Annotated in this window: 25 protein-coding genes; 16 read left to right on the forward strand and 9 right to left on the reverse strand. The window is 70.1% G+C overall.

Annotated elements, in window-relative coordinates; translation table 11 throughout:
- The 7 genes from KPL78_RS00005 to folP form a co-directional block, all read left to right on the forward strand.
- A partial coding sequence (locus KPL78_RS00005; protein ID WP_219760595.1) for a hypothetical protein occupies positions 1-725 on the forward strand: 725 nt, incomplete at its 5' end.
- Positions 722-2,077: a Tol-Pal system beta propeller repeat protein TolB gene (gene tolB, locus KPL78_RS00010; RefSeq protein ID WP_219760596.1), complete on the forward strand. Its 1,356-nt coding sequence runs from the start codon at positions 722-724 to the stop codon at positions 2,075-2,077. The genes KPL78_RS00005 and tolB, both read left to right, overlap by 4 nt.
- 109 nt (positions 2,078-2,186) lie before the next feature.
- Positions 2,187-2,648: a peptidoglycan-associated lipoprotein Pal gene (gene pal, locus KPL78_RS00015; RefSeq protein WP_219760597.1), complete on the forward strand. Its 462-nt coding sequence runs from the start codon at positions 2,187-2,189 to the stop codon at positions 2,646-2,648.
- 45 nt (positions 2,649-2,693) lie between these two features.
- Positions 2,694-3,554 carry a tol-pal system YbgF family protein gene (locus KPL78_RS00020; RefSeq protein WP_255568472.1) on the forward strand — a complete coding sequence of 287 codons (861 nt, stop codon included), beginning with the start codon at positions 2,694-2,696 and terminating at the stop codon, positions 3,552-3,554.
- Between the two features lie 381 nt (positions 3,555-3,935).
- Positions 3,936-5,243: a tRNA lysidine(34) synthetase TilS gene (gene tilS / locus KPL78_RS00025; protein WP_219760598.1), complete on the forward strand. Its 1,308-nt coding sequence runs from the start codon at positions 3,936-3,938 to the stop codon at positions 5,241-5,243.
- Positions 5,240-7,165, forward strand: coding sequence for an ATP-dependent zinc metalloprotease FtsH (gene ftsH, locus KPL78_RS00030; protein ID WP_219760599.1), 1,926 nt, complete (start codon positions 5,240-5,242; stop codon positions 7,163-7,165). Before tilS ends, ftsH begins: the two co-directional genes overlap by 4 nt.
- 435 nt (positions 7,166-7,600) lie before the next feature.
- A complete protein-coding gene (gene folP, locus KPL78_RS00035; protein WP_255568473.1) occupies positions 7,601-8,647 on the forward strand; it encodes a dihydropteroate synthase in 1,047 nt (348 codons plus the stop codon).
- Between the two features lie 4 nt (positions 8,648-8,651).
- On the opposite strand, the gene KPL78_RS00040 is transcribed toward folP, so the two are convergent.
- Both KPL78_RS00040 and KPL78_RS00045 read right to left on the reverse strand, forming a co-directional pair.
- Positions 8,652-9,551 carry an MBL fold metallo-hydrolase gene (locus KPL78_RS00040; RefSeq protein WP_219760600.1) on the reverse strand — a complete coding sequence of 300 codons (900 nt, stop codon included), beginning with the start codon at positions 9,549-9,551 and terminating at the stop codon, positions 8,652-8,654.
- A gap of 73 nt (positions 9,552-9,624) precedes the next feature.
- Positions 9,625-9,849, reverse strand: coding sequence for a hypothetical protein (locus KPL78_RS00045; RefSeq protein WP_219760601.1), 225 nt, complete (start codon positions 9,847-9,849; stop codon positions 9,625-9,627).
- Between the two features lie 116 nt (positions 9,850-9,965).
- Between KPL78_RS00045 and glmM the strand changes: the two genes are divergently transcribed.
- The 3 genes from glmM to KPL78_RS00060 all read left to right on the forward strand — a co-directional run bounded on the left by glmM (position 9,966) and on the right by KPL78_RS00060 (position 13,387).
- The gene (glmM, locus tag KPL78_RS00050) at positions 9,966-11,336 is read left to right on the forward strand and encodes a phosphoglucosamine mutase (RefSeq protein ID WP_219760602.1); all 1,371 of its coding nucleotides are present in this window, start codon (positions 9,966-9,968) and stop codon (positions 11,334-11,336) included.
- Between the two features lie 385 nt (positions 11,337-11,721).
- Positions 11,722-12,531: a bifunctional hydroxymethylpyrimidine kinase/phosphomethylpyrimidine kinase gene (gene thiD, locus KPL78_RS00055; protein WP_219760603.1), complete on the forward strand. Its 810-nt coding sequence runs from the start codon at positions 11,722-11,724 to the stop codon at positions 12,529-12,531.
- Between the two features lie 34 nt (positions 12,532-12,565).
- Positions 12,566-13,387, forward strand: a complete 822-nt coding sequence (locus KPL78_RS00060) for a DUF1217 domain-containing protein (protein WP_219760604.1) — start codon at positions 12,566-12,568, stop codon at positions 13,385-13,387.
- Here the strand turns inward: KPL78_RS00060 and KPL78_RS00065 are convergent.
- Positions 13,371-14,393 (reverse strand): AI-2E family transporter, encoded by a 1,023-nt coding sequence (locus KPL78_RS00065; protein ID WP_219760605.1) that lies wholly within the window; start codon positions 14,391-14,393, stop codon positions 13,371-13,373. The genes KPL78_RS00060 and KPL78_RS00065 overlap by 17 nt on opposite strands.
- A 116-nt stretch (positions 14,394-14,509) precedes the next feature.
- Here KPL78_RS00065 and KPL78_RS00070 point away from each other — a divergent pair, with 116 nt between their 5' ends.
- Entirely contained in the window at positions 14,510-15,685 is a 1,176-nt protein-coding gene (locus KPL78_RS00070) for a phosphoserine transaminase (protein WP_219760606.1), read from the forward strand.
- A gap of 3 nt (positions 15,686-15,688) precedes the next feature.
- Entirely contained in the window at positions 15,689-17,275 is a 1,587-nt protein-coding gene (serA, locus tag KPL78_RS00075) for a phosphoglycerate dehydrogenase (RefSeq protein WP_219760607.1), read from the forward strand.
- 54 nt (positions 17,276-17,329) lie between these two features.
- On the opposite strand, the gene KPL78_RS00080 is transcribed toward serA, so the two are convergent.
- Positions 17,330-17,881 carry a hypothetical protein gene (locus KPL78_RS00080; RefSeq protein WP_219760608.1) on the reverse strand — a complete coding sequence of 184 codons (552 nt, stop codon included), beginning with the start codon at positions 17,879-17,881 and terminating at the stop codon, positions 17,330-17,332.
- A 99-nt stretch (positions 17,882-17,980) separates the two neighbouring features.
- The gene (locus KPL78_RS00085; RefSeq protein WP_219760609.1) at positions 17,981-18,139 is read right to left on the reverse strand and encodes a hypothetical protein; all 159 of its coding nucleotides are present in this window, start codon (positions 18,137-18,139) and stop codon (positions 17,981-17,983) included.
- A 201-nt stretch (positions 18,140-18,340) separates the two neighbouring features.
- On the opposite strand from KPL78_RS00085, the gene KPL78_RS00090 reads away from it, so the two are divergent.
- The 3 genes from KPL78_RS00090 to KPL78_RS00100 all read left to right on the forward strand — a co-directional run bounded on the left by KPL78_RS00090 (position 18,341) and on the right by KPL78_RS00100 (position 22,969).
- Complete coding sequence (locus KPL78_RS00090) at positions 18,341-19,480, forward strand: ATP phosphoribosyltransferase regulatory subunit (RefSeq protein ID WP_219760610.1); 1,140 nt, start codon at positions 18,341-18,343, stop codon at positions 19,478-19,480.
- 4 nt (positions 19,481-19,484) lie between these two features.
- Positions 19,485-20,774, forward strand: a complete 1,290-nt coding sequence (locus KPL78_RS00095; protein WP_219760611.1) for an adenylosuccinate synthase — start codon at positions 19,485-19,487, stop codon at positions 20,772-20,774.
- A 377-nt stretch (positions 20,775-21,151) separates the two neighbouring features.
- On the forward strand, positions 21,152-22,969 hold the full coding sequence (locus tag KPL78_RS00100; protein WP_219760612.1) for an ABC-F family ATP-binding cassette domain-containing protein: 1,818 nt from the start codon (positions 21,152-21,154) through the stop codon (positions 22,967-22,969).
- Here the strand turns inward: KPL78_RS00100 and KPL78_RS00105 are convergent, their stop codons facing one another.
- From KPL78_RS00105 to KPL78_RS00115, 3 genes are all read right to left on the reverse strand, one after another.
- Complete coding sequence (locus KPL78_RS00105; RefSeq protein ID WP_219760613.1) at positions 22,970-23,254, reverse strand: hypothetical protein; 285 nt, start codon at positions 23,252-23,254, stop codon at positions 22,970-22,972.
- Positions 23,255-23,368: 114 nt separating this feature from the next.
- Complete coding sequence (locus KPL78_RS00110; RefSeq protein ID WP_219760614.1) at positions 23,369-23,572, reverse strand: YgaP family membrane protein; 204 nt, start codon at positions 23,570-23,572, stop codon at positions 23,369-23,371.
- Between the two features lie 27 nt (positions 23,573-23,599).
- On the reverse strand, positions 23,600-24,889 hold the full coding sequence (locus KPL78_RS00115) for an NAD(P)/FAD-dependent oxidoreductase (RefSeq protein ID WP_219760615.1): 1,290 nt from the start codon (positions 24,887-24,889) through the stop codon (positions 23,600-23,602).
- 537 nt (positions 24,890-25,426) lie between these two features.
- On the opposite strand from KPL78_RS00115, the gene KPL78_RS00120 reads away from it, so the two are divergent.
- Positions 25,427-25,792: a hypothetical protein gene (locus KPL78_RS00120; RefSeq protein ID WP_219760616.1), complete on the forward strand. Its 366-nt coding sequence runs from the start codon at positions 25,427-25,429 to the stop codon at positions 25,790-25,792.
- Positions 25,793-25,899: 107 nt separating this feature from the next.
- On the opposite strand, the gene KPL78_RS00125 is transcribed toward KPL78_RS00120, so the two are convergent.
- Positions 25,900-26,292, reverse strand: a complete 393-nt coding sequence (locus KPL78_RS00125; protein WP_219760617.1) for a hypothetical protein — start codon at positions 26,290-26,292, stop codon at positions 25,900-25,902.
- Between the last annotated feature and the right edge of the window lie 29 nt (positions 26,293-26,321).

The following is a 26,321-nucleotide window of genomic DNA, read 5'->3' on the forward strand; positions in this document are numbered from 1 at the left end:
CCCCGCCGCCGCCGGCACCGGCCACCGCGCCGACGCCGCCTTCGCCGCAGCAGGCCCAGCCCACGCCGCCGACGCCGCCGCCCGCGCCCTCCCCGGACGCGATCCCCACGCCGCGGGTGACGGAACGGCCGACGCCGCCGACCCCGACCCCGCCGCAGCCCCAGCAGGCGCAGCAGACGCCGCGGCCCGATCCGCTGCCGCTGCCGCCCGCCCCGGTGCCGCCGCCGCCCGAACCGTCCCAGCAGGCGGGCACGGGGCAGACGCCGCCGGTGGCGCGGCCGCAGGAACGCAGCCAGTCGGTGCTGAACACGCTGGAACGCCTGCGCACCACCCAGCAGCAGGACCGTGCGCCCACGGCGCGGCCCAACCCGTCCGGCCGTCCGCAGCAGGGAGGGGGCAGCCCGACCGGCACCGCCGCCCTGACCCAGGGCGAGATCCGCGGCCTCGCCGAACGCATCTCGGAATGCTGGAACGTCGACAGCGGCATGCTCGGGATCGAGAGCATCGTGGTGGAGCTGCGCGTGCAACTCGACGCCCAGGGCGTCGTTCGCAATGTCGTGCCCGCTTCCTCGCCGCCCTCCGACCCACGTGCGCGCTCGGTCTATGAATCGGCGCGTCGCGCCCTCATGTCGCCACAGTGCAACCCTCTGCCTATCCCGCCCAGCAAGTACTCGACGGTCATGGCATCGATCTTCCGCTTCAATCCCAGGGGCCTCGTTCGATGAACGCTTCCTTCGCCTTCACCCGCCGCCGCGTGCTGATCGGCGCCGGCGCCGGTCTGGTCGCGCCGGGCATCGTCGCGACACCGCTGCCCGCCCTCGCCCAGCAGCCGCAGGGCGCGGTCATCGACATCACCCGCGCGCGGACCGATCCGATTCCGATCGCGATCCCGGACCTCGCCGGCGACAGCCGCGGGCGGGACATCGCCCGCGTCATCCAGAATAACCTGCGCAATTGCGGCCTGTTCCGTCCGGTCGATCGCCAGGCCTTCATCCAGACGCCGGAAAGCGCCGCCCAGACGCCGCGCTTCCAGGACTGGCGCGTGATCGGCGCCCAGGCGCTGGTGACCGGGCGTGTCATCGACCAGGGCGGTCAGCTCCGCGTCGAGTTCCGACTTTGGGACGTGCTGCCCGAGCAGCAGCTCCAGGGCACCGCCTTCACCGCCCCGGCGGCGAATTGGCGGCGCATCGCGCACCTGATCTCCGACGTGATCTACGAACGGCTGCTCGGTGAGAAGGGCTATTTCGACACCCGCGTCGTCTATGTCGCCGAGACCGGCCCGCGTGACCGGCGTGTCCGGCGCCTCGCCATCATGGACCAGGATGGCGAGAACCATCGGATGCTTACCGATGGCCGCTTCGCCGCACTGACGCCGCGCTTCCATCCCTCGGCCGAGCGCATCGCCTTCATGTCCTACCAGGATCGCGGCCAGCCGCGGGTGGTCCTGTTCGACATCGGTTCCGGCCGGCAGCAGGTGCTGGGCAACTTCCCGGGCATGACGCTGTCGCCGCGTTTCTCGCCGGACGGGCGCTCGGTGGTGATGTCCGCGACGCGCGGCGGCGATGCCAACATCTTCATCGTCAACCTCGGCGGCGGTGAGCGGCAGCTCACCTCGGGCGGCGGGCTCGACGTCTCGCCCTGCTTCTCGCCCGACGGATCGCAGATCGTCTTCAATTCCGATCGCGGCGGCGACCAGCAGCTCTATGTCATGGACGCAGGCGGCGGGAACATCCGGCGCATCTCGTTCGGGAATGGCCGCTATGCGACGCCGGTCTGGTCACCGCGCGGCGACCTCATCGCCTTCACGCGCATGGGCCGTGGCGGCTTCGCGATCGGCGTGATGCGCCCCGACGGCTCGGGTGAGCGCATCCTGTCCGAGGGCTGGGCCATGGAAGGCCCGACCTTCGCGCCGAATGGCCGCGTCCTCATGTTCTTCCGCGAGAGCCGGGCGACGGATTCCCGGGGCGGGGGCTACTCGTCGCGCATCGTCTCGATCGACATTGCCGGTTTCAACGAACGGCCGGTGCCGACGCCGACCGATGCCTCCGACCCCGCCTGGTCGCCCCTGCTATCCTGAAACGTGTGCTGCGCCGCGGCAATTTCCCGTCGCATCGTGCTTGACCGCGCGGGCGACGGGTGCTTACCCCCCTTGTGTTGCTGAACCCTCCCGCTTGGAGACCCCCCAGATGACAACCCGCCTGCTCGGCGCCGTTGCGGCCCTTGCCCTCCTCGCCGCCTGCTCGAACACCGATCAGAACGCGGCCCAGACCGGGGCCGGCAACACTATCCGGCCGGGCAGCCAGGAAGACCTGGTCGCCAATGTTGGCGACCGCGTCTTCTTCGACTTCGACAGCTCCCAGGTCCGCGCCGACCAGCGCCCGGTGCTGCAGCGCCAGGCCGAGTGGATGGGCCGCTACCCCGATGTCCGCGTCCAGGTTCAGGGCAACACCGACGAACGCGGCACGCGCGAATACAACCTGGCCCTGGGCCAGCGCCGCGCCAATGCGGCGCGCGATGTGCTGGTTGCCTCGGGCGTCAACGGCGCGCGCATCACGACGATCTCCTTCGGCAAGGACCGCCCGACGGCGCTTGGTTCGGATGAGTCCGCCTGGGCCCAGAACCGCAACGCCACCACCGTCGTCCAGTAAGAAGGGAAGGGGCCCGGCACCGTGCCGGGCCCGCTGCCACACGCCATGGCCTTTCGCCTTCCGCTCCTTGCCGCTTTCGCCGTCCTGCCGCTGATGGCCCCGCTGCCAGCGAGCGCGCAGATGGACAGTCGGGAAGGGATCGCCCTGCAGAACCAGATCCTGGAACTGCGCCGCGACCTGGACGCGATGCGCCGCGGCGGCGGCGGAGGCGGCTACGTCGCGCCGGCCCCGTCGCGCGGCGGCGCGGCGGCGCCGCAGGACCTGTTGCAGCAGCTTCTCGCCCGCGTCGGCGACCTGGAGGAGCAGGTGCGCCAGCTCCGCGGCCAGCTCGACGTCGCGCAGAACGACAACCGGCGCCTGACCGAGGATGTCGAGAAGCTGCGCGGCGACATGGATTTCCGCCTGCAGCAACTGGAAGGAGGGAGTGGTCGTGCGGCCGCCCCCCGCCCTCCGCAGGGGCCGGCGGCGGCACCCGCTCCGGCCCCCCAGCAGCCAACCGCAGCAGCCGCTAGCCCCGGCCCGCGCACCGCAGAACGGGCGATCGCGGAAGGGCAGACGGCGCTCGGCCGGCAGGATTATGCGACGGCCGAGGCCGCGGCGCGCGAGGTGCTCCAGGGCCGGCCCGGGCCGCGGGCGCAGGACGCCAATTTGCTGCTCGGCGAGGCGCTGCTCGGCAAGCGGCAGTTCCAGAACGCGGCGCTCGCCTTCAACGACGCCTACAACGCCAATCGGCGGTCGGGGCGGGCGCCGGAGGCGTTGCTCGGGCTCGCCAATTCCTTCCAGGGCTTCGGGGCGCGGCGCGAGGCCTGCGATACGCTCGACCAGCTCCGGTCCGAATACACGCAGATGTCGGCCGCCCTGTCGCGACGGGTGGATGAGAGCCGGCGGCGGGCGCAGTGCCGGTGAGGCCGGAACCGAGAGGGGCTCTGCCCGTCTCGGGCTCTCCCCGCCAGGCCATGGCATGGCCTGGACCGTCGGGTCTTGGTGCCGGGCCCGTTAGTCGTGCTGGAATCTTCCAAGCGCCTTTCGTGCGCAAGAACGGGTCTCGGCGCCATTCTGGCCGTGGCACCCGACGCCAGGTAACGGTTTCCAAAGGCCCTGTGGCCTTTGGCGGGTGGGAGTTCGGGGGAGGACAGAGCCCTTCTCCGATCCGCCAGCGCCGCATTCTTCGCGCGCACGCCGCAAGGCCCCTCCCATTCTTCCGGCGGGTCAGGCTGGGCACGTCTCCCATCGCGGCCCGCCCATGGGGATAGCCTGACGCTTTCCGAGGCCGATTTCGCCGCGCTGATGGCGCCGCTCGGCCCTTTCGGCCCGCATCCGCGCCTGGCGGTCGGTGTGTCGGGCGGCTCGCACAGCCTGGCACTGGCCCTGCTGTCGCATCGCTGGGCGCGGCGGCGTGGTGGCGATGCCCTGGGGCTCGTGGCCGATCACGGGCTGCGTGCCGAAAGCGCTGCGGAGGCCCTGCATGTCGCGCAGATGCTGGCGGGGCAGGGGATCGCGGCACGGGTATTGCGGCTGGGGCTGGCGGTCGGGTCCGGCATGCAGGAACGGGCGCGCGGAGCGCGGCTGTCGGCGCTGACGGCCGCGGCGAACCAGGACGGCCGGCCTTGGCTGTTGCTCGGCCATCATCGCGGCGATCAGGCGGAGACCCTGCTGTTCCGCGCCCTGCGCGGCAGTGGCGCCGAGGGCTTGGCGGCCATGGCGCCGGTGCGTGATGCCGGCGCGGCGCTGATCCTTCGGCCCTTGCTCGCCGTGCCGCCGGCGGCGCTGGAAGCGGTGGTGGCCGCGGCGGGGCTGGACCCGGTGCGCGACCCGAGCAACCGCGATCCGCGCTTCGCCCGCATCCGGCTGCGCGAGGCGCTGGCCGATCCGGCGGGCACGGGCGCCGCCGTGGCGGCGCTGAGCAGCGCGGCCACGGCCTTCGCGATGCGGCGGGCGAGGGCAGCGGCGGCGCTGGCCGAACGGCTCGCCCAGGCCGCCGAGATCCGCCCGGAGGGCTTCGCTCGCCTGGACCCGGCGGCGTTGGGGCGGGATGGCGTCGCGGTCAGCGTCGTCGCCTGGCTGACGGCGCTGATCGGGGGCGCGGGCTTCCTCCCGGCGCGCGATCGGGCCGCCGCCCTGCTGGCCGCCGGCGGCGGCACCCTGGCTGGCGCCTGGCTGCGGCCCGCTGGCGGCGGAACCTGGCTGCTGGCGCGCGATCCCGGTGCGGTCGCGGCTCCGGTCGAGGCCCGGCCCGGCATAGTCTGGGATGCCCGCTTCCGGCTGCTGGGTCCGGGCCGGCCGGGCTGGAGCATCGGCGCGCTGGGCCGCGATGCCGCGCGGCTGCGCGATCACGTTCCCTTGCCATCCGCGGTGCTCCAGGCCATGCCGGCGATCCGCGACCCAAATGGCATGCTGGCCGCGCTGCCTGGGATGGACTATCCTTCATCTGAAGCCTGCGCGCCCTTTGCGGTCGCCTTTGCGCCGATCCTTACCGGGGGCGCGGGCAGCGAGTTTTCGGGTCAGCCATTCAAGGGACGGCAACCCGACCCTATGTTCCATGGCGAAGGCCGGGCGGGCGACCCATCCGGCACGGAGACGGATAAGCGCACGTGAACAATTTCGGCCGGAATCTCGCGCTCTGGGTGATCGTTGCCCTGTTGCTCGTGGCGTTGTTCAATCTGTTCCAGCCCTCGGGCACCGGAAGGGCGGGGGTGACGCAGGTCGCCTATTCCGACTTCCTCAACGACGTGAATGCCGGCCATGTTCGGGACGTCACGATCCAGGGGCGGACGCTGTCGGGCACGCTGACGGACGGGCGGACCTTCCAGACCTACACGCCGGATGACCAGCAGCTCGTCTCCCGCCTGACGGAGAAGAACATCCGCGTCGTCGCGCGGCCCGAGGAGAGCGACGTCAACCCGCTGCTCCACTACCTGATGTCCTGGTTCCCGATGCTGCTGCTGATCGGCGTCTGGATCTTCTTCATGCGCCAGATGCAGGGCGGCGGCGGTCGCGCCATGGGCTTCGGCAAGTCCAAGGCGAAGCTGCTGACCGAGAAGCAGGGCCGCGTCACCTTCGACGACGTGGCGGGCATCGAGGAAGCCAAGTCCGAGCTTGAGGAGATCGTGGACTTCCTGCGCGACCCGCAGAAGTTCCAGCGCCTCGGCGGCAAGATCCCCAAGGGCGTGCTGCTGGTCGGCCCGCCGGGCACCGGCAAGACGCTGCTGGCGCGGTCCGTCGCCGGCGAGGCGAATGTGCCGTTCTTCACCATCTCCGGTTCCGACTTCGTCGAGATGTTCGTCGGCGTCGGCGCATCCCGCGTGCGCGACATGTTCGAACAGGGCAAGAAGAACGCCCCCTGCATCATCTTCATCGACGAGATCGACGCGGTCGGCCGCCATCGCGGCGCGGGCCTGGGCGGCGGCAATGATGAGCGCGAGCAGACGCTGAACCAGATGCTGGTGGAGATGGACGGCTTCGAATCCAACGAAGGCGTCATCATCATCGCCGCGACCAACCGCCCGGACGTGCTGGATCCCGCGCTGCTGCGGCCGGGCCGCTTCGACCGCCAGGTGGTGGTGCCGAACCCCGACGTGATGGGGCGCGAGAAGATCCTGCGCGTGCACATGCGCAAGGTGCCGCTGGCTTCCGACGTAGATCCGAAGGTGATCGCGCGCGGCACGCCGGGCTTCTCCGGTGCGGACCTCGCCAATCTCGTGAACGAGGCGGCGCTGCTCGCCGCACGCACGGGCCGTCGTACGGTCGGCATGCATGAATTCGAGCAGGCCAAGGACAAGGTGCTGATGGGCAGCGAGCGCCGCTCGCTGGTCATGTCGGACGCCGAGAAGCGCATGACCGCCTATCACGAGGCCGGCCACGCCCTGGTCGCGATGCATGAGCCCGAATGCGACCCGGTCCACAAGGCGACCATCATCCCGCGCGGCCGTGCGCTGGGCCTGGTGATGTCGCTGCCGGAAGGCGACCGCTACTCCAAGCACAAGTCCAAGCTGAAGGCGGAACTCGCCATGGCGATGGGCGGTCGCGTCGCCGAGGAACTCATCTTCGGACCGGACAAGGTGAGCAACGGCGCCTCGGGCGACATCAAGATGGCCACCAACCAGGCCCGCATGATGGTCACCGAATGGGGCATGTCCGACGTCATCGGCATGATCGCCTATGGCGACAACAGCCAGGAGGTCTTCCTGGGCCATTCCGTGACCCAGCAGAAGAACCTGTCGGAGGCCACGGCGCAGAAGATCGACGGCGAGATCCGCTCGATCATCGACACCGCCTACGCCCGCGCGAAGCACATCCTGTCCGAGCACATGGACGAGCTCCATCTGCTGGCGAAGGGCCTGCTGGAGCACGAGACGCTGTCGGGCGACGAGATTCGCTCGGTGATCCGCGGCGAGCCGGTGGTGCGCAATCGTCCGGACGAGCCGGTGAATATCGGGCGCGGCAGCGTGCCCTCCGCCGGGCGCGCCACGACGCCGCGGCCGCCGGGGCTGAACCCGGGGCCGGCGCCGGCGACCTGAGGCTGTAGTGATTGGAGAGGGGCGCCGCCCCTCTCCAGACCTTACCCGCGCCGGGCTTCCCCATAGGCGTTGTCTTGCAAGGCCGATGGGGCCCCCCGGGTGCCGTGCACCCTGGACCGCCGGAACTTGGCGCCGGGCACGGTTGCGACGCCGAGATCTCGAAGCTCGCGGAGGGCTCGTTGCCCCGCAGCAAGCCCAGCTTTCGCGCGCGCGGCAGCCGTCGTTGCCGCGGATGGTCTGCTCGGTCCAACACAAGATCGAAGTCTGCAAGGGCCTCTCGGCCGTTCGTGGGCCCGGCTGCACCGCCGCCAAGGTTCGAAATGGGGTGAAGCCCCTGTCCGGCTCCACTGCCGCCCCATTCCTGCCGCCCACATGGACGGCACCTGTCCCAGAATCCCCCGTGCAAACTTTCCCATCTTGGGGCAAAGCGCGCCCATGATCCTCGGCCGCTTCGTCGAACCCCTGGGCCTCATCACCGGCCCTGTCGCCTTCCATGCCTTGCGTGAAGGCTTCGCCCTGCCGCTGCAGGGCGGCGATATCGCCTTCGCCTTCGTCCGCCTGATCGAGGATGGCGAGGACCTCGGCGTCGGCCCCATCCGCGAGGTGCCGGAGGATTGGCAGGAGGCGATGCACGCGCTCGCCCAGCGCCCCGCGCCCTTCGCGGGCCTGGCGGCGGATGGTCCGCTCATCATGGGCATCGTCAACGTCACGCCGGACAGCTTCTCGGATGGCGGGCGGCATTTCGATGCGAAGGCTGCCATCGCGGCCGGACATGCGATGCTTGAGGCCGGGGCGCATATGCTCGATGTCGGCGGAGAGTCGACCCGCCCAGGCTCCGCCGCCGTGACGGCGGAAGAGGAGACCGCCCGCATCCTGCCAGTGGTGCGGGAACTGGCGAAGGCTGCCCCGGTCAGCATCGACACGCGCAACGCGGCGACGATGCGCGCGGCGCTGGATGCGGGGGCGGAGGTCATCAACGACATCTCCGCCCTGCGTCATGATCCGGAGGCAATGACCCTCGTCGCGCGATCGGACGTGCCGGTCATCCTGATGCATATGCCCGGCGATGATCCGGCGACGATGCAGGCCCTGGCGGAGTATGACGACGTTGCCGTGCAGGTCGCGGGCTTCCTGCGCGACCGCATCGCGACCTGCGAGGCGCTGGGCATCGCGCGGGGGCGCATCGCGGTCGATCCTGGCATCGGTTTCGGCAAGACGGTCGACCACAACCTGGCCCTGATCGACCGGCTGCCGCTGATCGCGGCCCTCGGCTGTCGCGTGGTGCTGGGGGCGTCACGCAAACGATTCATCGGCACGCTGTCCGGCGTCGAGGAGGCCGGGGCCCGCGTGCAGGGCAGCGTCGCCGCGGCGCTTGCGGGGGCGGCGCGCGGCGCCTCGGTCCTGCGTGTGCACGATGTCGCGGAAACCGCGCAGGCGCTGGCCGTCTGGCGTGCCTGCGCGGTCGGCCGCGCGCCGGAATAGGCGCCTACAGCACCTGGTTCCAGGCGTCGGGGAACAGCCGGTAACTGTCGCCCTCGCGCGCCAGATGGGCAGTGGCCGGGAAATGGACGTGGTTGCCGGCGATGTGCGTCTTCTCGGTCGCCACCATGTCGAAGACGCGCCGGCGTGTCGCCGCTGCCTGGGCCGGGTCCACGTCGAAGGCGATGGTGACTTCAGGGCGCGGCACCTGCACTTCCGGCAGGTGGATCACGTCGCCCCAGATCAGCAGGGACTCACCACCCGAGGCGATCAGGTAGCCGCAATGCCCCGGCGTGTGGCCCGGCAGATGGACGGCGGTCACGCCCGGGAAGACCTCGACGCCGTCTTCGAAGAAGCGCAGGCGGTCGGCATAGGGGGCCATCTGGCGCTTCGCCATGGGGAAATAGGCGCCGCCGGTCGGCACGCCCTGGCCGGTGCGCATGACCTCCGCTTCGGCCTCCGCGCTGGTCCAGTAGGCATGCTCTGCGGCGTGCATGACCAACTCGGCATTCGGGAAGGCGGCCGTGTCCTCGGCGGTGGCGAGGCCGTTGGAATGGTCCGGATGCAGGTGGGTCATCAGGATCGTGTCGATCTCGCCGGGCAGGATGCCGGTCGCGGCGAGGTTGCGCGGCAATTGCCCTGAGGATTTCTGCATATGCGTCCCGGCGCCGGTGTCGATCAGCGCGACGCGGCCGCCCGGTCCATGAATCAGGAAGCAGTTCAGCGAGGTCCGCCGCGGCACCGGCCGGAAGACCGCGCGCAGCATGGCCGAGGAATCCTCGACGCTGATGTTCTGCAGCACGGCCATGGACCCGTCGAGAAAGCCGTCGCTCACCACCGTCATGGTGATGTCGCCAACGCGGCGGTGATGGATGGCGGGCACCTGTTCGGTCGGCGGAGTGGGCATGAACGATCGTCTCCCTTGCGTTGCGCGCAAGAGAGCACGGGGCGCCCGCGACGCCAAACCCATGGCACGCTCCTCAGCGGTGCAGCATGCGCCGGTCACGCCGCGTGGTCATGCGCCGTGCAGCCAGCCACGACAGGGGCAGCGCCACGACGATGCTCAGCACGGCAGCGCCGTAGAGCAGGCCCGCACCGATATCGACGTTGCGCGTCAGGTCCGGGAACATCAGCACCAGGATCGCCAGCGTCCCGAAGATCACCGCCGCCAGGGGCATGAAGGCGAGGGCAGCAACCATCCACATGGGCCTAACCTTCCTTCTCCTCAGCCAGGGAAACGCCGCGGGAAAGCCCTCGGTTGCACCTGCGCATGGACGCGGCGGGCTGCGCCCGCTAGGGAAACGGGGACGAGGATCCCAGCATGCCCAAGGACTCACCGCCCCCCCGCCGCCTGTTCGGCACCGACGGCATCCGCGGCACGGCCAATTGCGCGCCGATGGACGCCGCCACGGCCCTGCGCCTCGGCCAGGCCGCCGGTCGGTACTTCAACCGCGGCGACCATCGGCACCGCGTCGTCATCGGCAAGGATACGCGCCTGTCCGGCTACATGCTGGAACCGGCGCTGACCGCGGGTTTCGTGGGCGCCGGGATGGACGTGGTGCTGGTCGGGCCGCTGCCGACGCCCGCCATCGCCCTGCTCACGCGGTCGCTCCGTGCCGATCTCGGCGTAATGATCAGCGCGTCCCACAATCCCTATGAGGATAACGGCATCAAGCTGTTCGGCCCGGACGGGCTGAAGCTGACCGATGAGCAGGAAGCCGCCATCGAGACACTGATGTCCGGCGACCTGACCGCAGCCCTGGTGGCGCCGAGCCGCCTCGGCCGCGCCAGCCGGCTCGAGGACGCGCCGGGGCGATATATCGAGGCCGCGAAATCGTCCTTCCCCCGCGGCCATACGCTGGAAGGGCTGCGCATCGTGGTCGATTGCGCCCATGGCGCCGCCTACAAGGTCGCGCCCACGGTCCTGTGGGAACTGGGTGCCGAGGTTGTGTCCGTCGGCGTGGCGCCGGACGGATTCAACATCAACAAGGGCGTCGGTTCGACCGCGCCGGCGGCGCTCGCTGCGCTGGTGCAGGAACGCCGCGCCGATCTCGGCATCGCGCTGGATGGCGACGCCGATCGCGTCGTGCTGGTCGATGAGCGCGGCCAGGTGGTCGATGGCGACCAGATCCTCGCCCTGATCGCGCGGTCCTGGCATGCGCGGGACCAGCTCCGCGGCGGCGCCGTGGTCGCGACGGTGATGTCCAACATGGGGCTGGAGCGGTTCCTCGCCGACCGCGGTCTGAAACTCCAGCGCACCGCCGTTGGCGATCGCTATGTCGGCGAACGCATGCGCGAGACCGGCTGCAACCTGGGCGGCGAGCAGTCCGGCCACATGATCATGCCGGATTTCGGCACGACCGGGGACGGGCTGATCGCGGCGTTGCAGGTGCTCGACGTGCTGGTCGAGGAGAACCGTCCCGCCAGCGAGGTCCTGCGCTGCTTCGAGCCGCTGCCCCAGCGCCTGGTGAATGTGCGCTATGGTGGGGCGTCCCCACTGAACGATGCGGGGGTGAAGGCGGCGATCGCGGCGGAGTCCGAGGCCCTCGGCACCCGCGGCCGCGTGCTGATCCGCGCGAGCGGCACCGAACCCGTGATCCGCGTGATGGCCGAGGCCGAGGACGAGGCATTGGTGGAAGCGACGGTCTCGCGGCTGGCGGAGGCGATCCGGGCCAAGGCGCGGGCGGCGTGATGGCGGCGAAGGGCGCGCAGAGAGGGGCTCTGCCCTTCTCCGGACCTCACCCCGCCAAAGGGCCGAAGCCTTTGGAAACAGTCACCTGGCGCCGGGCCCCGTTGTCAGGAACGGTGCCGAGACCCGCCTTTGCGCACGAAGCGCGCTTGGCGGGGATGGTGCGGACTTCGTGCCCGGCGCCAGGAGCTCGTGTTCCAAGTGCTCCAAGCACCAGGGGCACCCATTGGCGTTGCGGAGCAACGTCAATGGAACACCGGTGGTGGGGTGGTTTGGTTGGGCAGCGCCCCTCCAACTACGGCAGCGCAAGCATCGCGGTCATCGGGAAGGCGCTTCGGCCTTTGCCGGGAGAGGTTTGGAGCGGGAAGCAACCCCTCCATGACGCGCCATGAAGGGTCGGGTCCTCATCATCGCCGGCAGTGACTCCGGTGGCGGCGCCGGCATCCAGGCTGACATCAAGGCGGTGACGGCGCTGGGCGGCTTCGCCATGACGGCGATCACGGCGCTGACCGCGCAGAACACGCTTGGCGTGCATGGCGTCGCCGGCGTGCCGATCGACTTCATCCGCCAGCAGATCGCGGTGGTGCTGGACGATCTTGGCGCCGATGCGCTCAAGACCGGCATGCTGCACGACGTGCCGGTGATCGAGGCGGTCTGCGAGGAGATTGCCGCGCGCGCCAAGGGCATTCCCCTCGTGGCCGACCCGGTGATGGTCGCCAAGGGCGGGCATCCGCTGCTGGCGCCGGATGCGGTGGAGACGCTGAAGGCGCGGCTGCTGCCGCTCGCCACCGTCATCACCCCGAACCTGCCCGAGGCCGAGGTGCTGACCGGCCGTCCGATCCGCGACGTGCCGGCGATGCGGGAGGCGGCGGCGGCGCTGCGCGGCCTCGGTGTGCCGGCGGTGCTGCTGAAGGGGGGCCATCTCGAAGGCAACGAGGTGACGGACCTGTTGGTCACGGCCGATGGCGCGGAGGAATTCGTCGCCCCGCGCATCGACACGCGCCACACCCACGGGACGGGTTGCACGCTGGCCAGCGCCATCGCGGCGGGCCTGGCGCAGGGCATGTCCCTGCGCGATGCGGTGCAGCGCGCCCGGGCTTACGTGCGTGCAGCGATCGCAGCCGCGCCGGGCTATGGCGCGGGGCATGGGCCGCTCGACCACGGCGTCACGGTCGATCCGACGCGCATTCCGGGTTAACGCCTCGCTTACCGGCCGCATGCCACGATGCGGCATGAACATCACGCTGTCGCAGGTCCAGGCGCTGTTCGGCGTGTCGTCCTCGGGCACGGCGTCCGGCTCGGCGGCGGAGGCGATCCCGGCGCTCCGGCGCGCCACGGCCGATGGCGCCGAGGCGAAGGGGATCGCGCGGGAGCAGAAGGATCCCGTCACCATCAGCGCGCTCGCGCAGTTCCGCACGGCGCTCGACAAGGCCGGGACGATCGAACAGGCGCTGTCCGATCCGCGCATCCTGAAGGTCGTGGCCCCGGCGCTTGGGCTCGCCGACCAGGTCGGCAACACGGCGCTGCTGCGCAAGGCGCTGCTGTCCGACCCAAACGACCCCAAGTCGTTGGCCTCGCAGCTCGGCAGCACCTGGCAGAATGCGGCGAAGACCCTCGGGGTCTATAAGACCGGGCTGGCGGGGCTGAAGGACGACAAGCTCGTCACGACCCTCACCAACGCCTATGTGAAGTACCAGTATCGCAGCGGCCTCGACGAAGGCCAGGCCGGGCTGTCGAACGCGCTCTACTTCCTGGAGAACGCCGCGAACGCCAAGGATGTCTATTCGATCCTCGGCAATACGGCGCTGCGGGAGGTCGTGACCACCGCACTCGGCCTGCCGGACGCGATCGCCGTCCAATCCGTCGAGGCGCAGGGTCGCGCCGTGACCTCGCGGCTCAAGCTGGACTCGCTGCAGGACCCCAGGCAGGTGCGCAAGCTGGCCGAGCGCTACCTGATCAACGCGGCGAATGAGGCGGCGGCGAGCGCGTCCAGCGCCAGCAGCGGCGACCCCCTCTCCACCATCACCAGCCTCGCCATCAGCCTTCGGGTCTGATCCGACCGTTGGCGTCGGGGCGTCCCAGCCAGCCTTCGGCATAGATGTGGCGGACGAGGACGGACACCACCGCGGCGAGCGGCGCCGCCAGCGCCACGCCGAGCAGCCCGAAGGCGCCCGCCATCAGCACCTGTGCGAGCAGCAGCGCCGCTGGTGGCAGATCGGCCATGCGCGCCTGCACCATGGGGGTCAGGATGTTGCCCTCGATGAATTGCGCCGTGAAGAAGACCAGCGCCACCCAGAGCGGCATCCAGGGCGAGATGGTCGCGGCCAGCAACACGGCCGGCGTGGCGGCGATGACTGGACCGATATTCGGGATGAAGTTCAGCAACGCCGCCAGCACGGCCAGCACACCAGCGAGCGGAATGCCGAGCGTGGTCAGCCCCGCGAAGATCAGGCTGCCGGACACGACCATCGCGAAGCCCTGGCCCGCCAGCCAGCCCCGCAGCACGATGCTGCATTCCTCCAGCGTCTCGGCCGCTGCCGAGTCGAGCGCGGGATGCAACAACGCGCGCAGCCCGGCGACGTAGACCTCGGGACGTAGCGCGAGATAGACGCCGACCAGCAGGACCACGACCGCGTTGCCGATCCAGCCCAGGGTCGTGTTGGTGGCGTTCGCCAGGAAGCTCATGCCCTGGCTCGCCCCGCCTTCGGGCACGCGCAGGCGTTCGGAGATCCAACTGCCCCAATCGCTGTCGCTGACCCGGTCGCGCAGCGTTTCGAAGCTGCGCGGAAGGTCCTCGGCCAATTGGTGGGCCTGGGCGGCGAGGGGCCCCGCGGCCAGCGCGCCGGCGGCCACGGCCAGCCCCACCAGGGCCAGCAGCACGATCAGGACCGCGACCCCACGCGGCAGGCCAGTCCAGCGCATCAGCACTCCCGCCGGCAGGCTGAGCGCGGCCGCCAGGAGCAAGCCGGCGAAGCCGAGCAGCGGCACTTCCGGGACGAAGACGAAGAGCGCCAGGACCAGGCCGAGAAGGATCAGAATGGAGGCCTGCGGGCGCGACATGCCGCTATAACGGGCATGACCCCGACGCAGTTGCCGCGCACCCCGCACAGGCGTATTCGGACAGCGGGCCACGCCCCCCCACCGGGGCGCATCCGCTTCTGGAAGGGAGCTGCATCATGGCAAACGCCACCCCCAAGCCCGGACTCCGTCCGGCGAGCCCCGCATTCTCGTCTGGTCCCTGTGCGAAGCGTCCCGGCTGGACGCTGGCTGCGCTGGAAGGCGCGCTGCTCGGCCGCAGCCATCGCGCGAAGGAACCGAAGGCGCGCCTCGCCGAGGTGATCGACCGGTCCAGGGCCGTGCTCGGCATGCCGGCCGACTGGCGGCTCGGCATCGTGCCGGCATCGGACACCGGCGCCGTCGAGATGGTGCTCTGGTCGGTGCTCGGCGCGCGCGGCGTCGATGTTCTGGTGTGGGAATCCTTCTCGAAGGAATGGGCGACCGACATCGCGAAGCAGCTCAAGCTGAAGGATGCCCGGCTGATCGAGGCGCCCTATGGCGCGCTGCCGGATGTGACGCAGGTCGATTCCGCCCGCGACGCGGTCTTCGTGTGGAACGGCACGACTTCCGGCGTGCGGCTGCCGAACGCGGATTTCATCAGCGCGGATCGCCAGGGGCTCGCCATCTGCGACGCGACCTCGGCCGCCTTCGCGATGGACTTGCCGTGGGACAAGCTCGATGTCGTCACCTGGTCCTGGCAGAAGGTGCTGGGCGGGGAAGCGGCGCATGGCATGCTCGCCCTGTCGCCCCGCGCGGTCGCGCGGCTGGAATCCTTCAGCCCCGATCGCCCGCTGCCCAAGATCTTCCGCATGACCAAGGCCGGGAAGATCAATGAGGGCATCTTCAAGGGCGAGACCATCAACACGCCGTCCATGCTCTGCGTGGAGGACGCGATCGACGGCCTGAAATGGGCCGAATCCATTGGCGGCCTCAAGGCTCTGATCGCGCGGTCGGAGGCGAACCTCGCCGCCATCGCGCGCTGGGTCGCGACCAAGCCGGGCTATGACTTCCTTGCCGAGGATCCGGCGACGCGGTCCTGCACCTCGATCTGCCTGAAGATCACGGCGCCCTGGTTCATCGTCATGGGTGCCGAGGCCCAGGCGGCGGCGGCGAAGAAGATCGCCTCGTTGCTGGAGAAGGAAGGTGTCGCCCTCGACGCCGGCGCCTATCGCGACGCGCCCCCGGGCCTGCGCATCTGGGGCGGCGCGACGGTCGAGACCGCTGACATCGAGGCGCTGCTGCCCTGGCTGGACTGGGCGCTCGCCACGGTGGAAGCCGAGATCGTGGTGGCCTGACCGATGCCGAAGGTCCTGATTTCCGACAAGCTGTCGCCCGCGGCTGTCCAGATCTTCGCCGATCGCGGCCTCGAGGTGGATTTCAAGCCGGGCCTCAAGCCCGCGGAACTGCGCGAGATCATCGGCGCCTATGATGGTCTCGCCATCCGCTCGGCGACCAAGGTGACGCGCGAATTGCTGGATGCGGCACCGAACCTCAAGGTCGTCGGCCGCGCCGGCATCGGCGTCGACAATGTCGATGTGACATCGGCCACCGCGCGCGGCGTGGTGGTGATGAACACCCCCTTCGGCAACGCCATCACCACCGCCGAGCACGCCATCGCCATGATGTTCGCGCTGGCCCGCCAGATCCCCGAGGCCAGCGCATCGACCAAGGCCGGCAAGTGGGAGAAGAACCGCTTCATGGGCGTCGAACTGTTCGGCAAGACGCTCGGTCTGGTGGGCTGCGGGAATATCGGGTCCATCGTCGCCGACCGCGCGCTGGGGCTGAAGATGCGGGTCATCGCCTTCGACCCCTTCCTGTCCGAGAAGCGCGCCATCGAGATCGGCGTTGAGAAGGTCGAGCTCGACGACCTGATCGCCCGCGCCGATATCATCACCCTGCACACGCCGCTGACCGAGCAGACGCGCAACATCATCTCGCGCGAGGCCATCGCGCGGATGAAGAAGGGCGCACGGCTGATCAACTGCGCCCGCGGCGGGCTGGTGGATGAGGCCGCGCTGTATGACGCGCTGAAGTCGGGTCATCTCGCCGGTGCCGCGCTCGATGTCTTCGAGACGGAGCCTGCGACGAGCAGCCCGCTGTTTGCGCTGGAGAACGTCGTCTGCACCCCGCATCTGGGTGCCGCGACGGCCGAGGCGCAGGAGAACGTGGCGTTGCAGGTGGCCGACCAGATGGCCGACTTCCTGCTGACCGGCGCGGTGTCCAACGCCATCAACATGCCCTCCGTCACCGCCGAGGAAGCCCCGCGCCTCAAGCCCTACATGGAGCTCGCGAGGCTGCTTGGCGGCATGGCGGGGCAGCTCACCGCCGCGCAGGACGGTGCCATCGCCGCGATCCGCGTCGAATACGAAGGCGCGGTGGCGGAGCTGAACCTGCGCCCGCTGACGGCCGCGGCGCTGGCCGGGGTGCTCACCCCGCTCATGGGCGCGGTGAACATGGTCAACGCCCCGGTGCTCGCGAAGCAGCGCGGTATCGAGGTCGCCGAGACCACCGTGGAGCGCAGCGGCGAGTACCAGACGCTGATCCGCCTGACGGTGGTGACGGACCGCTTCGAGCGGTCCATCGCCGGCACCCTCGTCGCCGAGAACAAGCCGCGCCTGGTCGCCATCAAGGGCATAGCCGTGGAGGCGGATTTCGCGCCGCACATGCTCTACGTGACCAACCAGGACAAGCCGGGTTTCATCGGTCGCTTCGGCATGGCGCTGGCCGATGCGGGGGTGAACATCGCGACCTTCCATCTCGGCCGCGCGGCACCGGGGGGCGATGCGATCTGCCTGGTCGGGCTCGACGGGCCGATGCCGGATGGCGTGCTGGCCGGCGTGCGCAAGCTGCCGCTGGTGATGCAGGCGACGCAGCTCGCGTTTTGAACGGATGGCGTGACGGGGAGGGGCTTTGTCCCTCCCCAATTTGCTTCCCGCCCTTCAGCGCAACACGACGCCCGACTCGCTGCCCGCCGCGAGGGTCAGCTCCGGTGCGACGGATTCCACCGTCCACAGCCGCGGCAGGTTGGACAGGCGCTGATAGGTCTCCTGCGGCCCCAGGGTGAAGATCGGGTTCGACAGCGCGGCGGTGATGGCGGCCTGGTTGCCGCTCTGCAGCGGGCCCACCGCATTGGCCAGCGCCGCCGCGACCGTGCCGGGCAGCACATCGAGCGGTACGCCGATCGCCGCGCGCTCTTCTCGCACCGCGGCAGCGATCATGTTGCCGTAGCGCATGGGCAGGGCGATGGTGGTTGCCGGGTCGCGCATGCCCGCCACGGCGGCCTCGAACTGCGCGAGAGCGGCCGCGGCCTCGGCCGGCTTGCCGCGATAGAGCGCCATGTTGCCGAAGTTACGCTCGGCATAGGCAAGGTTCAGGCGGACATTGTTGATCTGGAAGCCGGCCCCGCCATAGCTGAAGTCAGGCGGCAGCGACGGCGCGCAGGCGGCAAGTCCTGTCAGAATGCCCAGCCCCAAGATGAATCTGCGTTGCATGCCGCCCTCCGTGTTACCTGGCGGGGCGGAGCATGCCCGAGCGGGCCACGTTCCGAGAAGAGCCGGGGCGCTCCGCTTCCGGCAGGCGCGGCAGGGGCGTCAGATCAGCGCCCAGACGATGGCGCCGATCAGCGCCCACAGCGGCAGGGCCAGCATCACGCCATTGGCGAAGGCGCGCGCCGGGTTGTCATCATGTGAGAGGACTTCGTCTCGGGGCGACCTGCGCTCCGGCAGGGCGGTAATTCGGGCTTGGGACATGATGTTTCTCTCCGCCTGGACTTGGCGTGACAGCGATCCTGAGGCGGGATTGGTTGACGACTGATGAAGCCGATCGCGTTCTTTTGTCCCGCGGGCGTGGCAATCCGTCGGCGCCGCCATGGCGGAATCGAGGCGCGGGACGGCCTTGCGCACCCCGGGGGTTGCCCGGCGCCCGGCGCCCTGCCACACCCTCGGCCGGCCATGACCGACGATCCGCCGAACCTCGCCCTGCTGCCCGCGGGCCTTGCCGATCTGCTCCCCCCCGAGGCCGAGCGCGAGGCCGCGCTGGTCGAGGCGATGATGGGAGTCTTCGCCGCCCATGGGTATGAGCGGGTGAAACCCCCGCTGCTGGAATTCGAGGACAGCCTGCTCGCCGGGTCCGGCGCGGCGGTGGCCGAGCAGACCTTCCGTCTGATGGACCCGGTCAGCCAGCGCATGATGGGGCTCCGGGCCGACACCACGCCGCAGGTCGCACGCATCGCGGCGACGCGGCTGGGTGGGCAGGCGCGGCCGCTCCGGCTCTGCTATGCCGGCCAGGTGCTGCGGGTGCGCGGGACGCAGCTCGCCCCGTCGCGCCAGCTTCCCCAAGCCGGCGTGGAACTGATCGGCGGCGCCGCGCCGGCGGCGGATGCCGAAGTCGCAGTGGTCGCGGTCGAGGCACTGGCCGCCATCGGCGTCACTCCCGTCAGCCTGGACGTCACCCTGCCCACCATGGTCCCCGCGCTGCTTGAGGCGGCGGGACTGGAGCCGGCGCTGCGGTCCCGACTGGCCCGGGCGTTGGACCGCAAGGACAGCGCCGCGGTGGCCGAGCTGGTGCAGGGCCAGGACGGCACCCTGGCCTGCCTGCCGGCGCTGATGGCCGCGACCGGCCCGGCCGAGGGCGCGCTCGCCGCGCTGGAGGCCGCGGCCCTGCCGCCGGCCGCCCGCGCCATCGCCGAGAACGCCGCGGCCGTGCTCGCTGCCATTGCCACCCGCGCGCCGGGGCTGCGCATCACGCTCGATCCGGTCGAGTTCCGCGGCTTTCGCTATCACACGGGCGTCGCCTTCACCCTCTATGGGCCGGGGATGTCGGGGGAGCTCGCCCGCGGCGGGCGTTACGTCTCACAGAATGACGAACCGGCGACGGGCATGTCGCTCTACCCCGATGCGGTGCTGCGCGCCGCGCCGGCGGCCGAGCCCCGCCCGCGCCTGTTCCTGCCGGCCGGCGCCGATGGCGCAGCCTTCCGCGCCCAGGGCTTCGCGACCGTCGCGGCCCTGGCCCCCGAGGACACGCCGCAGCGCCTGCGCTGCACTCACGAACTGAAGGACGGAAGACCCGTCCCGATCCTGGTGAAGGACTGAACCCATGGCCAATGTCGCCGTGATCGGCGCCCAATGGGGCGACGAGGGCAAGGGCAAGGTGGTGGACTGGCTCGCCAGCCGCGCCGATATCGTCGTGCGTTTCCAGGGCGGTCACAACGCCGGCCACACGCTGGTCGTGGGCAACCAGACCTACAAGCTGTCGCTGCTGCCCTCCGGCGTGGTGCGCGGCAAGCTCGGCGTCATCGGCAATGGTGTGGTGCTCGATCCGAATGCGCTGCTGTCGGAGATCGAGAAGGTCACCGCCCAGGGCCTCAAGGTCGGGCCGGAGAATCTGCGCATCGCGGAGAACGTGCCGCTGATCCTGCCGGTGCACCCCGCGCTGGACCGTGCGCGCGAGGCCGCGCGCGGCGAGGACAAGATCGGCACCACCGGCCGCGGCATCGGCCCGGCCTATGAGGACAAGGTCGGCCGCCGCTCCATCCGCCTCTGCGACCTCGCTGAGCCCGAGACGCTGTCGGCCAAGCTCGACGAGCTGCTGCTGCACCACAATTCGCTGCTGCGCGGCCTTGGCGCGCCGGAATTCCCGAAGAAGGAACTGCTCGACGGGCTGCTCGCCCTCGCGCCGAAGCTGCTGCCCTATGCCGAGCCGGCCTGGGAATTGCTGGATGCCGCGCGCGCCGACGGCAAGCGCGTGCTGTTCGAGGGCGCGCAGGCCGTGATGCTTGATGTCGATCACGGCACCTATCCCTACGTGACCTCCTCCAACACCGTCGCGGGCAACGCGGCGGGCGGGGCGGGGATCGGGCCGGATGCGATCGGCTTCGTGCTCGGCATCGCCAAGGCCTATACGACGCGCGTGGGGTCCGGGCCGTTCCCCTCCGAATTGCATGACGATACGGGCAAGCTGCTCGGCGAGCGCGGCCGCGAATTCGGCACGGTCACCGGCCGCCCGCGCCGCTGCGGCTGGTTCGATGCCTGCATGGTTCGCCAGGCGGTGAAGGTGGGCGGCATCAATGGGCTGGTGGTGACCAAGCTCGACGTGCTGGACGGGCTGCCGGAGCTGAAGATCTGCACCGGCTACAAGGTGAATGGCCAGGTCATGAAGCGCCTGCCCGCAGCCTTCCGCGCCCAGGCGGCCGCGGAGCCGATCTACGAGACGATGCAGGGCTGGTCGGATTCGACCAGGGGCGCGCGGTCCTACGCCGAGCTCCCGGCCGAGGCGGTGAAGTACATCCGTCGGATCGAGGAACTGGTCGAGGCGCCGGTCGTGCTGCTCTCCACCAGCCCGGAGCGCGACGACACGATCATGATGCGGGATCCCTTCGCGGGGTGACGCGGGCCCGTGGAGAGGGGCTTTGCCCCTCTCCACACCGGGAAGCAGTGCTTCGCGCCCACCCAAGGCCCGAGGCCTTTGGGAACCGTCACGGGGTGCTGGGCGGGGTGGGCGGTCTTGATTGAGGCAGGCGCGCCGGCCCTGGGTTCAAGTCCGGGCATCGTGCAGGAAGAACCTTCGCCTTCCTCGCACACGCCTGGCGCCCGGTACCGCGGTCAGCCCGCCACGCACGGAGCGGACTTGGTCGCGCGGCGCGCGCGTCGTGCCCAACACCAACAGCCGGCGGTCCAGGTTGTTTACCACCTGGCGGGGTGGTTTGGAGGGGCGGCGCCCCTCCAACCTTGACCCGCATCGCCGCGCCAGCGAGGTAACGCCCCATGGCGCCCCCCCTTCTTCTTCTCACCGACATCCATCACGGCTTCGGCTCGACGCGCCTGCTGGAGGGCGCCTCACTCTCCGTCGCACCCGGCGAACGCCTGGCGCTGGTCGGTCGCAACGGCTCGGGCAAGTCCACCCTGCTGAAGGTCGCCGCCGGCCTCATCGAGGCCGAATCCGGCACGCGCTTCGTCCAGCCCGGTGCGACGATGCGCTACCTGGAACAGGAGCCGGACCTGTCGGCCTTCCCCGATGTGATGGCCTATGTCGAGGCGGGGCTTGGCCCGTCGGACGATCCGTACCGCGCGCGCTACCTGCTGGAACAGCTCGGCATGACGGGGGCGGAAAAGCCCGCCGCGCTGTCGGGCGGCGAGACGCGCCGCGCCGCGCTTGCCCGCGCCTTGGCACCGTCGCCGGACATCCTGCTGCTGGATGAGCCGACCAACCACCTCGACTTGCCGGCGATCGAATGGCTGGAAGGGGAGTTGGCGTCGCTCGACTCCGCGCTGGTGCTGATCAGCCATGACCGGCGATTCCTCGAACGCCTGTCGCGCGCCATGGTCTGGCTCGATCGCGGCACCACGCGGCGGCTCGAGCGCGGCTTCGCGCATTTCGAGGAATGGCGCGACCAGGTTCTGGAGGATGAGGAGCGCGAGGCCCACAAGCTCGCCCGCAAGATCGTCCGCGAAGAGCATTGGCTGCGCTACGGCGTGACCGCGCGGCGCAAGCGCAATGTGCGGCGGCTGGAAAACCTGCACGCGCTGCGCAGCCGCCGGCGGGAACGTGTCACGGCCCCGGGCCGTGTGACCATGACGGCGGCAGAGGCGGCCGGGTCGGGCAACCTCGTCATCGCCGCCGATGCGATTTCCAAGGCCTATGGCGAGCGCTTCGTCGTGCGGGATGTCTCCACCCGCGTCATCCGCGGTGACCGCATCGGCATCGTCGGCCCGAACGGCGCGGGCAAGACGACGCTGCTGAACATGCTGACCGGCGTGCTGGCCCCCGACACGGGCGAGGTGCGGCTCGGCACCGGGCTGGAGATGGTCGGGCTCGACCAGCGCCGCGCGAGCCTCGATCCCTCCATCAGCCTGTCGGCGGCGCTGACCGAGGGGCGCGGCGACCAGGTGCATGTGAACGGGCAGCCGCGCCACGTCATCGGCTACATGAAGGACTTCCTCTTCACGCCGGAACAGGCGCGCACGCCGCTCTCGGCGCTGTCGGGTGGGGAGCGCGGGCGGCTGATGCTGGCGCGGGCCTTCGCCAAGCCGTCCAACCTGCTGGTGCTGGACGAGCCGACCAACGACCTCGATCTGGAAACGCTCGACCTGCTGCAGGAACTCGTCGCGGAGTATGCGGGCACGGTGATCCTGGTCAGCCACGATCGCGACTTCCTCGACCGCACCGTCACCAGCGTGATCGCCTGGGAAGGCGAGGGGCGGTGGCAGGAATACGCGGGCGGCTACACCGACATGGTGGCCCAGCGCGGCCATGGGGTGCGCGCCCGGGTCGCGGAGGCCGAGGCGAAGCCGGCGGCCGCTGCGCCGAAACCCGAAGCACCGCGCATCGCACCGCCCCCGCCGAAACGCGTGCGGATGAACGCCAAGGAGCAGCACGAGCTGAAGACCCTGCCGGCGCGCATGGAGACGCTGGGGAAGGAGATCGCGGCGCTGGAGGCGAAGGTCGCCGACAGCACCTTCTACACGCGCGATCCGGCAGGCTTCGCCAGGGCGACCGAGGCGCTGGGCACGGCACAGGCGGCGCTCGCCGCCGCCGAGGAGCGCTGGCTGGAACTGGAGATGTTGCGCGAGGAAGCCGGCTGATCAGTTCGGCTGTCGCCGCGTCATCGTCAGGTCCAGAACCGTGGCGCGCCGGTCCAGCGCACAGGCGAAGTCGATCCGCACCGGCCCCTGCACCATCTGTCCGTTCAGCGAGGCCCCGTCGCTGGTCCGGACATAGCGTGGGTATTCCATCGCGAAGCCGCGCACGCCCTGTTGGCGCATCGCCTGCATGCATTCGCGGCGCGCCGCGGTCTCATGCTGGCTCTGCGCGACCGCGGGTCCGGCGATCGCGATGGCGGCGGCCAGGGACAGGAGAAGCCTCGTCATGGCGGTATCCTCCCGCCGTGACGCTACTCCTGCCGACGTCGGGATATCATCACGATTTCGAGACGGTTCCCGCCGACTGACTCGAAGGAAGGACGCCGCATCTGCCTCACCGGATCAGGAGAAGGCGACGCCCGGCTTCACCCCCAGCTTGCGGAACACCCAGGCCGCCGGGCAGAGCCCGGTGACCGAGGCCTGGATCATGTTCGCCCCGGCGAAGGCCGTCAGCAGCAGCCACCAGGGCGACACGAAGGCGCCGAGCGCCACCGAAGCCAGCACCACGCAGCCGGCGAAGAACAATACGGCACGGTCGATGGTCATCTTTGTCTCTCCTTCCGCGGGCGGGGCTCAGTCGGCCTCCGTCCGGATCTCCTTCAGCTTGCGGATGCCGAGCAGGTCGAGGACCAGGTTCTCGTAGAAGGTCTCGGCCTTGCCCTGGCGGATCTTGTGCAGGAAGTACTTCTCGAAGCCGACCTTCGCCGCATGCACCCACTTGCCCTGCGACGACCAGTTCACGTTGCGGGGTGGGATCTGCGGCTGGGCGATGAAGGCGATGCCCTCATCGCCGAAATCGGCGAGGCAGACGGCATTCCACGTTGCGACCGCCTTGGGCTCCCGGCCATCGAGGACCGCCGCGATGTTGGCGGCTGTGGCGGTGACCATGGATTCGATCATGAAGCCGGTCTTCGGCACGCCGACCGCGAGCGGCGTCTTGCCGACCGGCGGGATGGCGACCGCGACGCCGATGGCGAAGATGTTCGGGAAGGCCGGGTTGCGCTGGTGCTTGTCGATGGTGATGAAGCCGCGCGGGTTGGTCAGCCCCTCGATCCCCAGCACCGCCGCCACGCCGCGGAAGGCCGGCAGCAGCATGGAGAAAGTGAATGGCAGGTCGTGGGTCGCGGCGGTCTCGCCCTTGGCGTCCACTTCCGCGACGGTCATGCGGCCGGCCTCGACGCCGGTGACCTTTGCATTGGTGATCCATTTGATGTGCCGCTCGCGCATCGCGCTTTCGAGCAACCCCTTGGTGTCCCCAACGCCATCCAGGCCGAGATGCCCGACATAGGGTTCCGGCGTGACGAAGGTCATCGGCACCTGGTCGCGCACCCGCGCGCGGCGCAGCGCGGTGTCGAGGATGAAGGCGAACTCATAGGCCGGGCCGAAGCAGGACGCACCCTGGACCGCGCCGACCACGATCGGGCCGGGGGATTTCACCAGCGCCTCGAAGGCCGTGCGCGTCTTCTCAGCGTGGTCGATATGGCAGATGGATTGGGTATGGCCATCGGGGCCGAGGCCGGGGATCTCGTCGAAGGCGAGGTCGGGGCCCGTCGCGATGACCAGGTAGTCATAGGTCAGGCTGCTGCCGTCGCGCAGGTCGAGGCGGTTCTCGGACGGATGCAGGCGAGCCGCACCTTCCGGGCGCAGGGCTATGCCACGGCGGGCGAAGACCTGCGCGAGATCCACCACCACGTCCTGCCGGTCCCGCCAGCCCACGGCGACCCAGGGGTTGGAGGGAACGAAGGAATAGGTCGGCCCGTCATTCACGACTACCACCTCGTCAGCCGGTCGGAGCTTGTCCTTCAGTTCGAAGGCCATGATGGCACCGCCGAGGCCAGCGCCCAGGATGACGATACGCGCCATGATTTTCCTCCCGTCGGGCCGGATTGATGCCCAGCCAGCGTCACTTGTTCTGAATATTAGTAAGTTCGAATTTAAAGGAATCAAGCAGCGATTGCCGGGTCGGGGATCAACCGAGCACGGAGGTTGTCCTGTGGATGGCGACTGCCCTGCGTGGTGTGGATTCGCGGCGGCCCGAATCGCCGCCACTGCGGCTTTGGAGGGGCGCTACCCCTCCAAGCCACCCCAGCACGGGTCCCCATTCACGTTGCCTGGCGACGCGAATGAGGACCTGCTTCGGCCGAACGCCGTTGAGAACCTCGACCTGACGCCGCGGGCCGCCGCCGGAATGGCACCGACGCCCGTTCTCGCGCGGGAAGGGCGGTTGGAGAGGACAGCGCGGTGGCTGCGCCTATAGCGTTCCAGGTGATCCAAGCACTTGGCGGGGCGCGGGTTGGACGGGGTGCCTGGCTCCACATCCGGCTCGATCACCACGTTGGGTCTCGGCCAGGCCTTCGCCAGCGCACCCACACAAGCCCGGCACATAAAAAAGGGGGCCTTGTGGCCCCCTTTTCGCGTGTTGCGAGCGGATGCGTCGATCAGTCCGTCGTCGGTGTCGTGGTGGGCGCGCTGCTGCCGCGCGAGCTGCGGCGGCTGCCACTGGCCGAGGCGTGCTGCGAGCCACGACGGCGGTGCGACGCCGAGGCGCTGCTGCGATTGCGCCGCTGGCGATGCGCCGTGCTGCGCCGGCTGCTGCGGCTGGAGGCGCTCGGCGTCTCGGTCGAGGCCGCGGCGGCGTCCGTGCCCGTGGTGCGGGGGCGGCTGCGCGCGGCCTCGGCGTCGCTGAACGAGCCAAGGGCCAGGATCAACCCGGCGGCGAGGAGAAAGGCGCGGAACATGGTGATGGCATCCTTCTGGCCGTTGTGACCATGCGAATCGGTCGGAACGGTGGGGGGAGCCGTGACCTTGTGCCTTCCTACTGCTTCATCCGTGTCGAAAGACTCTCCGATAAATGACTGATTTGAAATCTTTCCTCAGGGCCGAAGGGCGAGGCGCGCGCGGCGCACGGCCTTGAGCGCCTTGCCCGGCTGGTTGGCGGCCATCTCGTTCGCCGCCTTGCGCAGGTGGTCGGCGAGCCATTCGACATGGCGCGGCGGCTGCGCGCCGCGCGTGGCGTCCAGGCTGAGCCGCGTGCCGACCAGGCCGAGCGCCGTACCGGCCGCCATGTTGCGGCCTTCCTGCAGGTCTTCCTCGACCTCGGCCAGCAGGCTGTCGAGCAGGCCGTCGGTGCCGGTCAGCGTCCCGGGCAGCGGCGTTGTGGGGTCGGCCAGCGCCGTATCGCCGGCCGGGAACTGCCGGTCAGCCGCGGGCAGGCTGATATGGGCCAGCAGTTCCATCATGGACTTGGCGAGCGGGGTATGCGGCATGGTTCTGCTTCCCTGGCAGTGTGACCGGT

The organism is Roseomonas alba, from assembly GCF_019430885.1.
Taxonomy (GTDB): Bacteria; Pseudomonadota; Alphaproteobacteria; order Acetobacterales; family Acetobacteraceae; genus Neoroseomonas; species Neoroseomonas alba.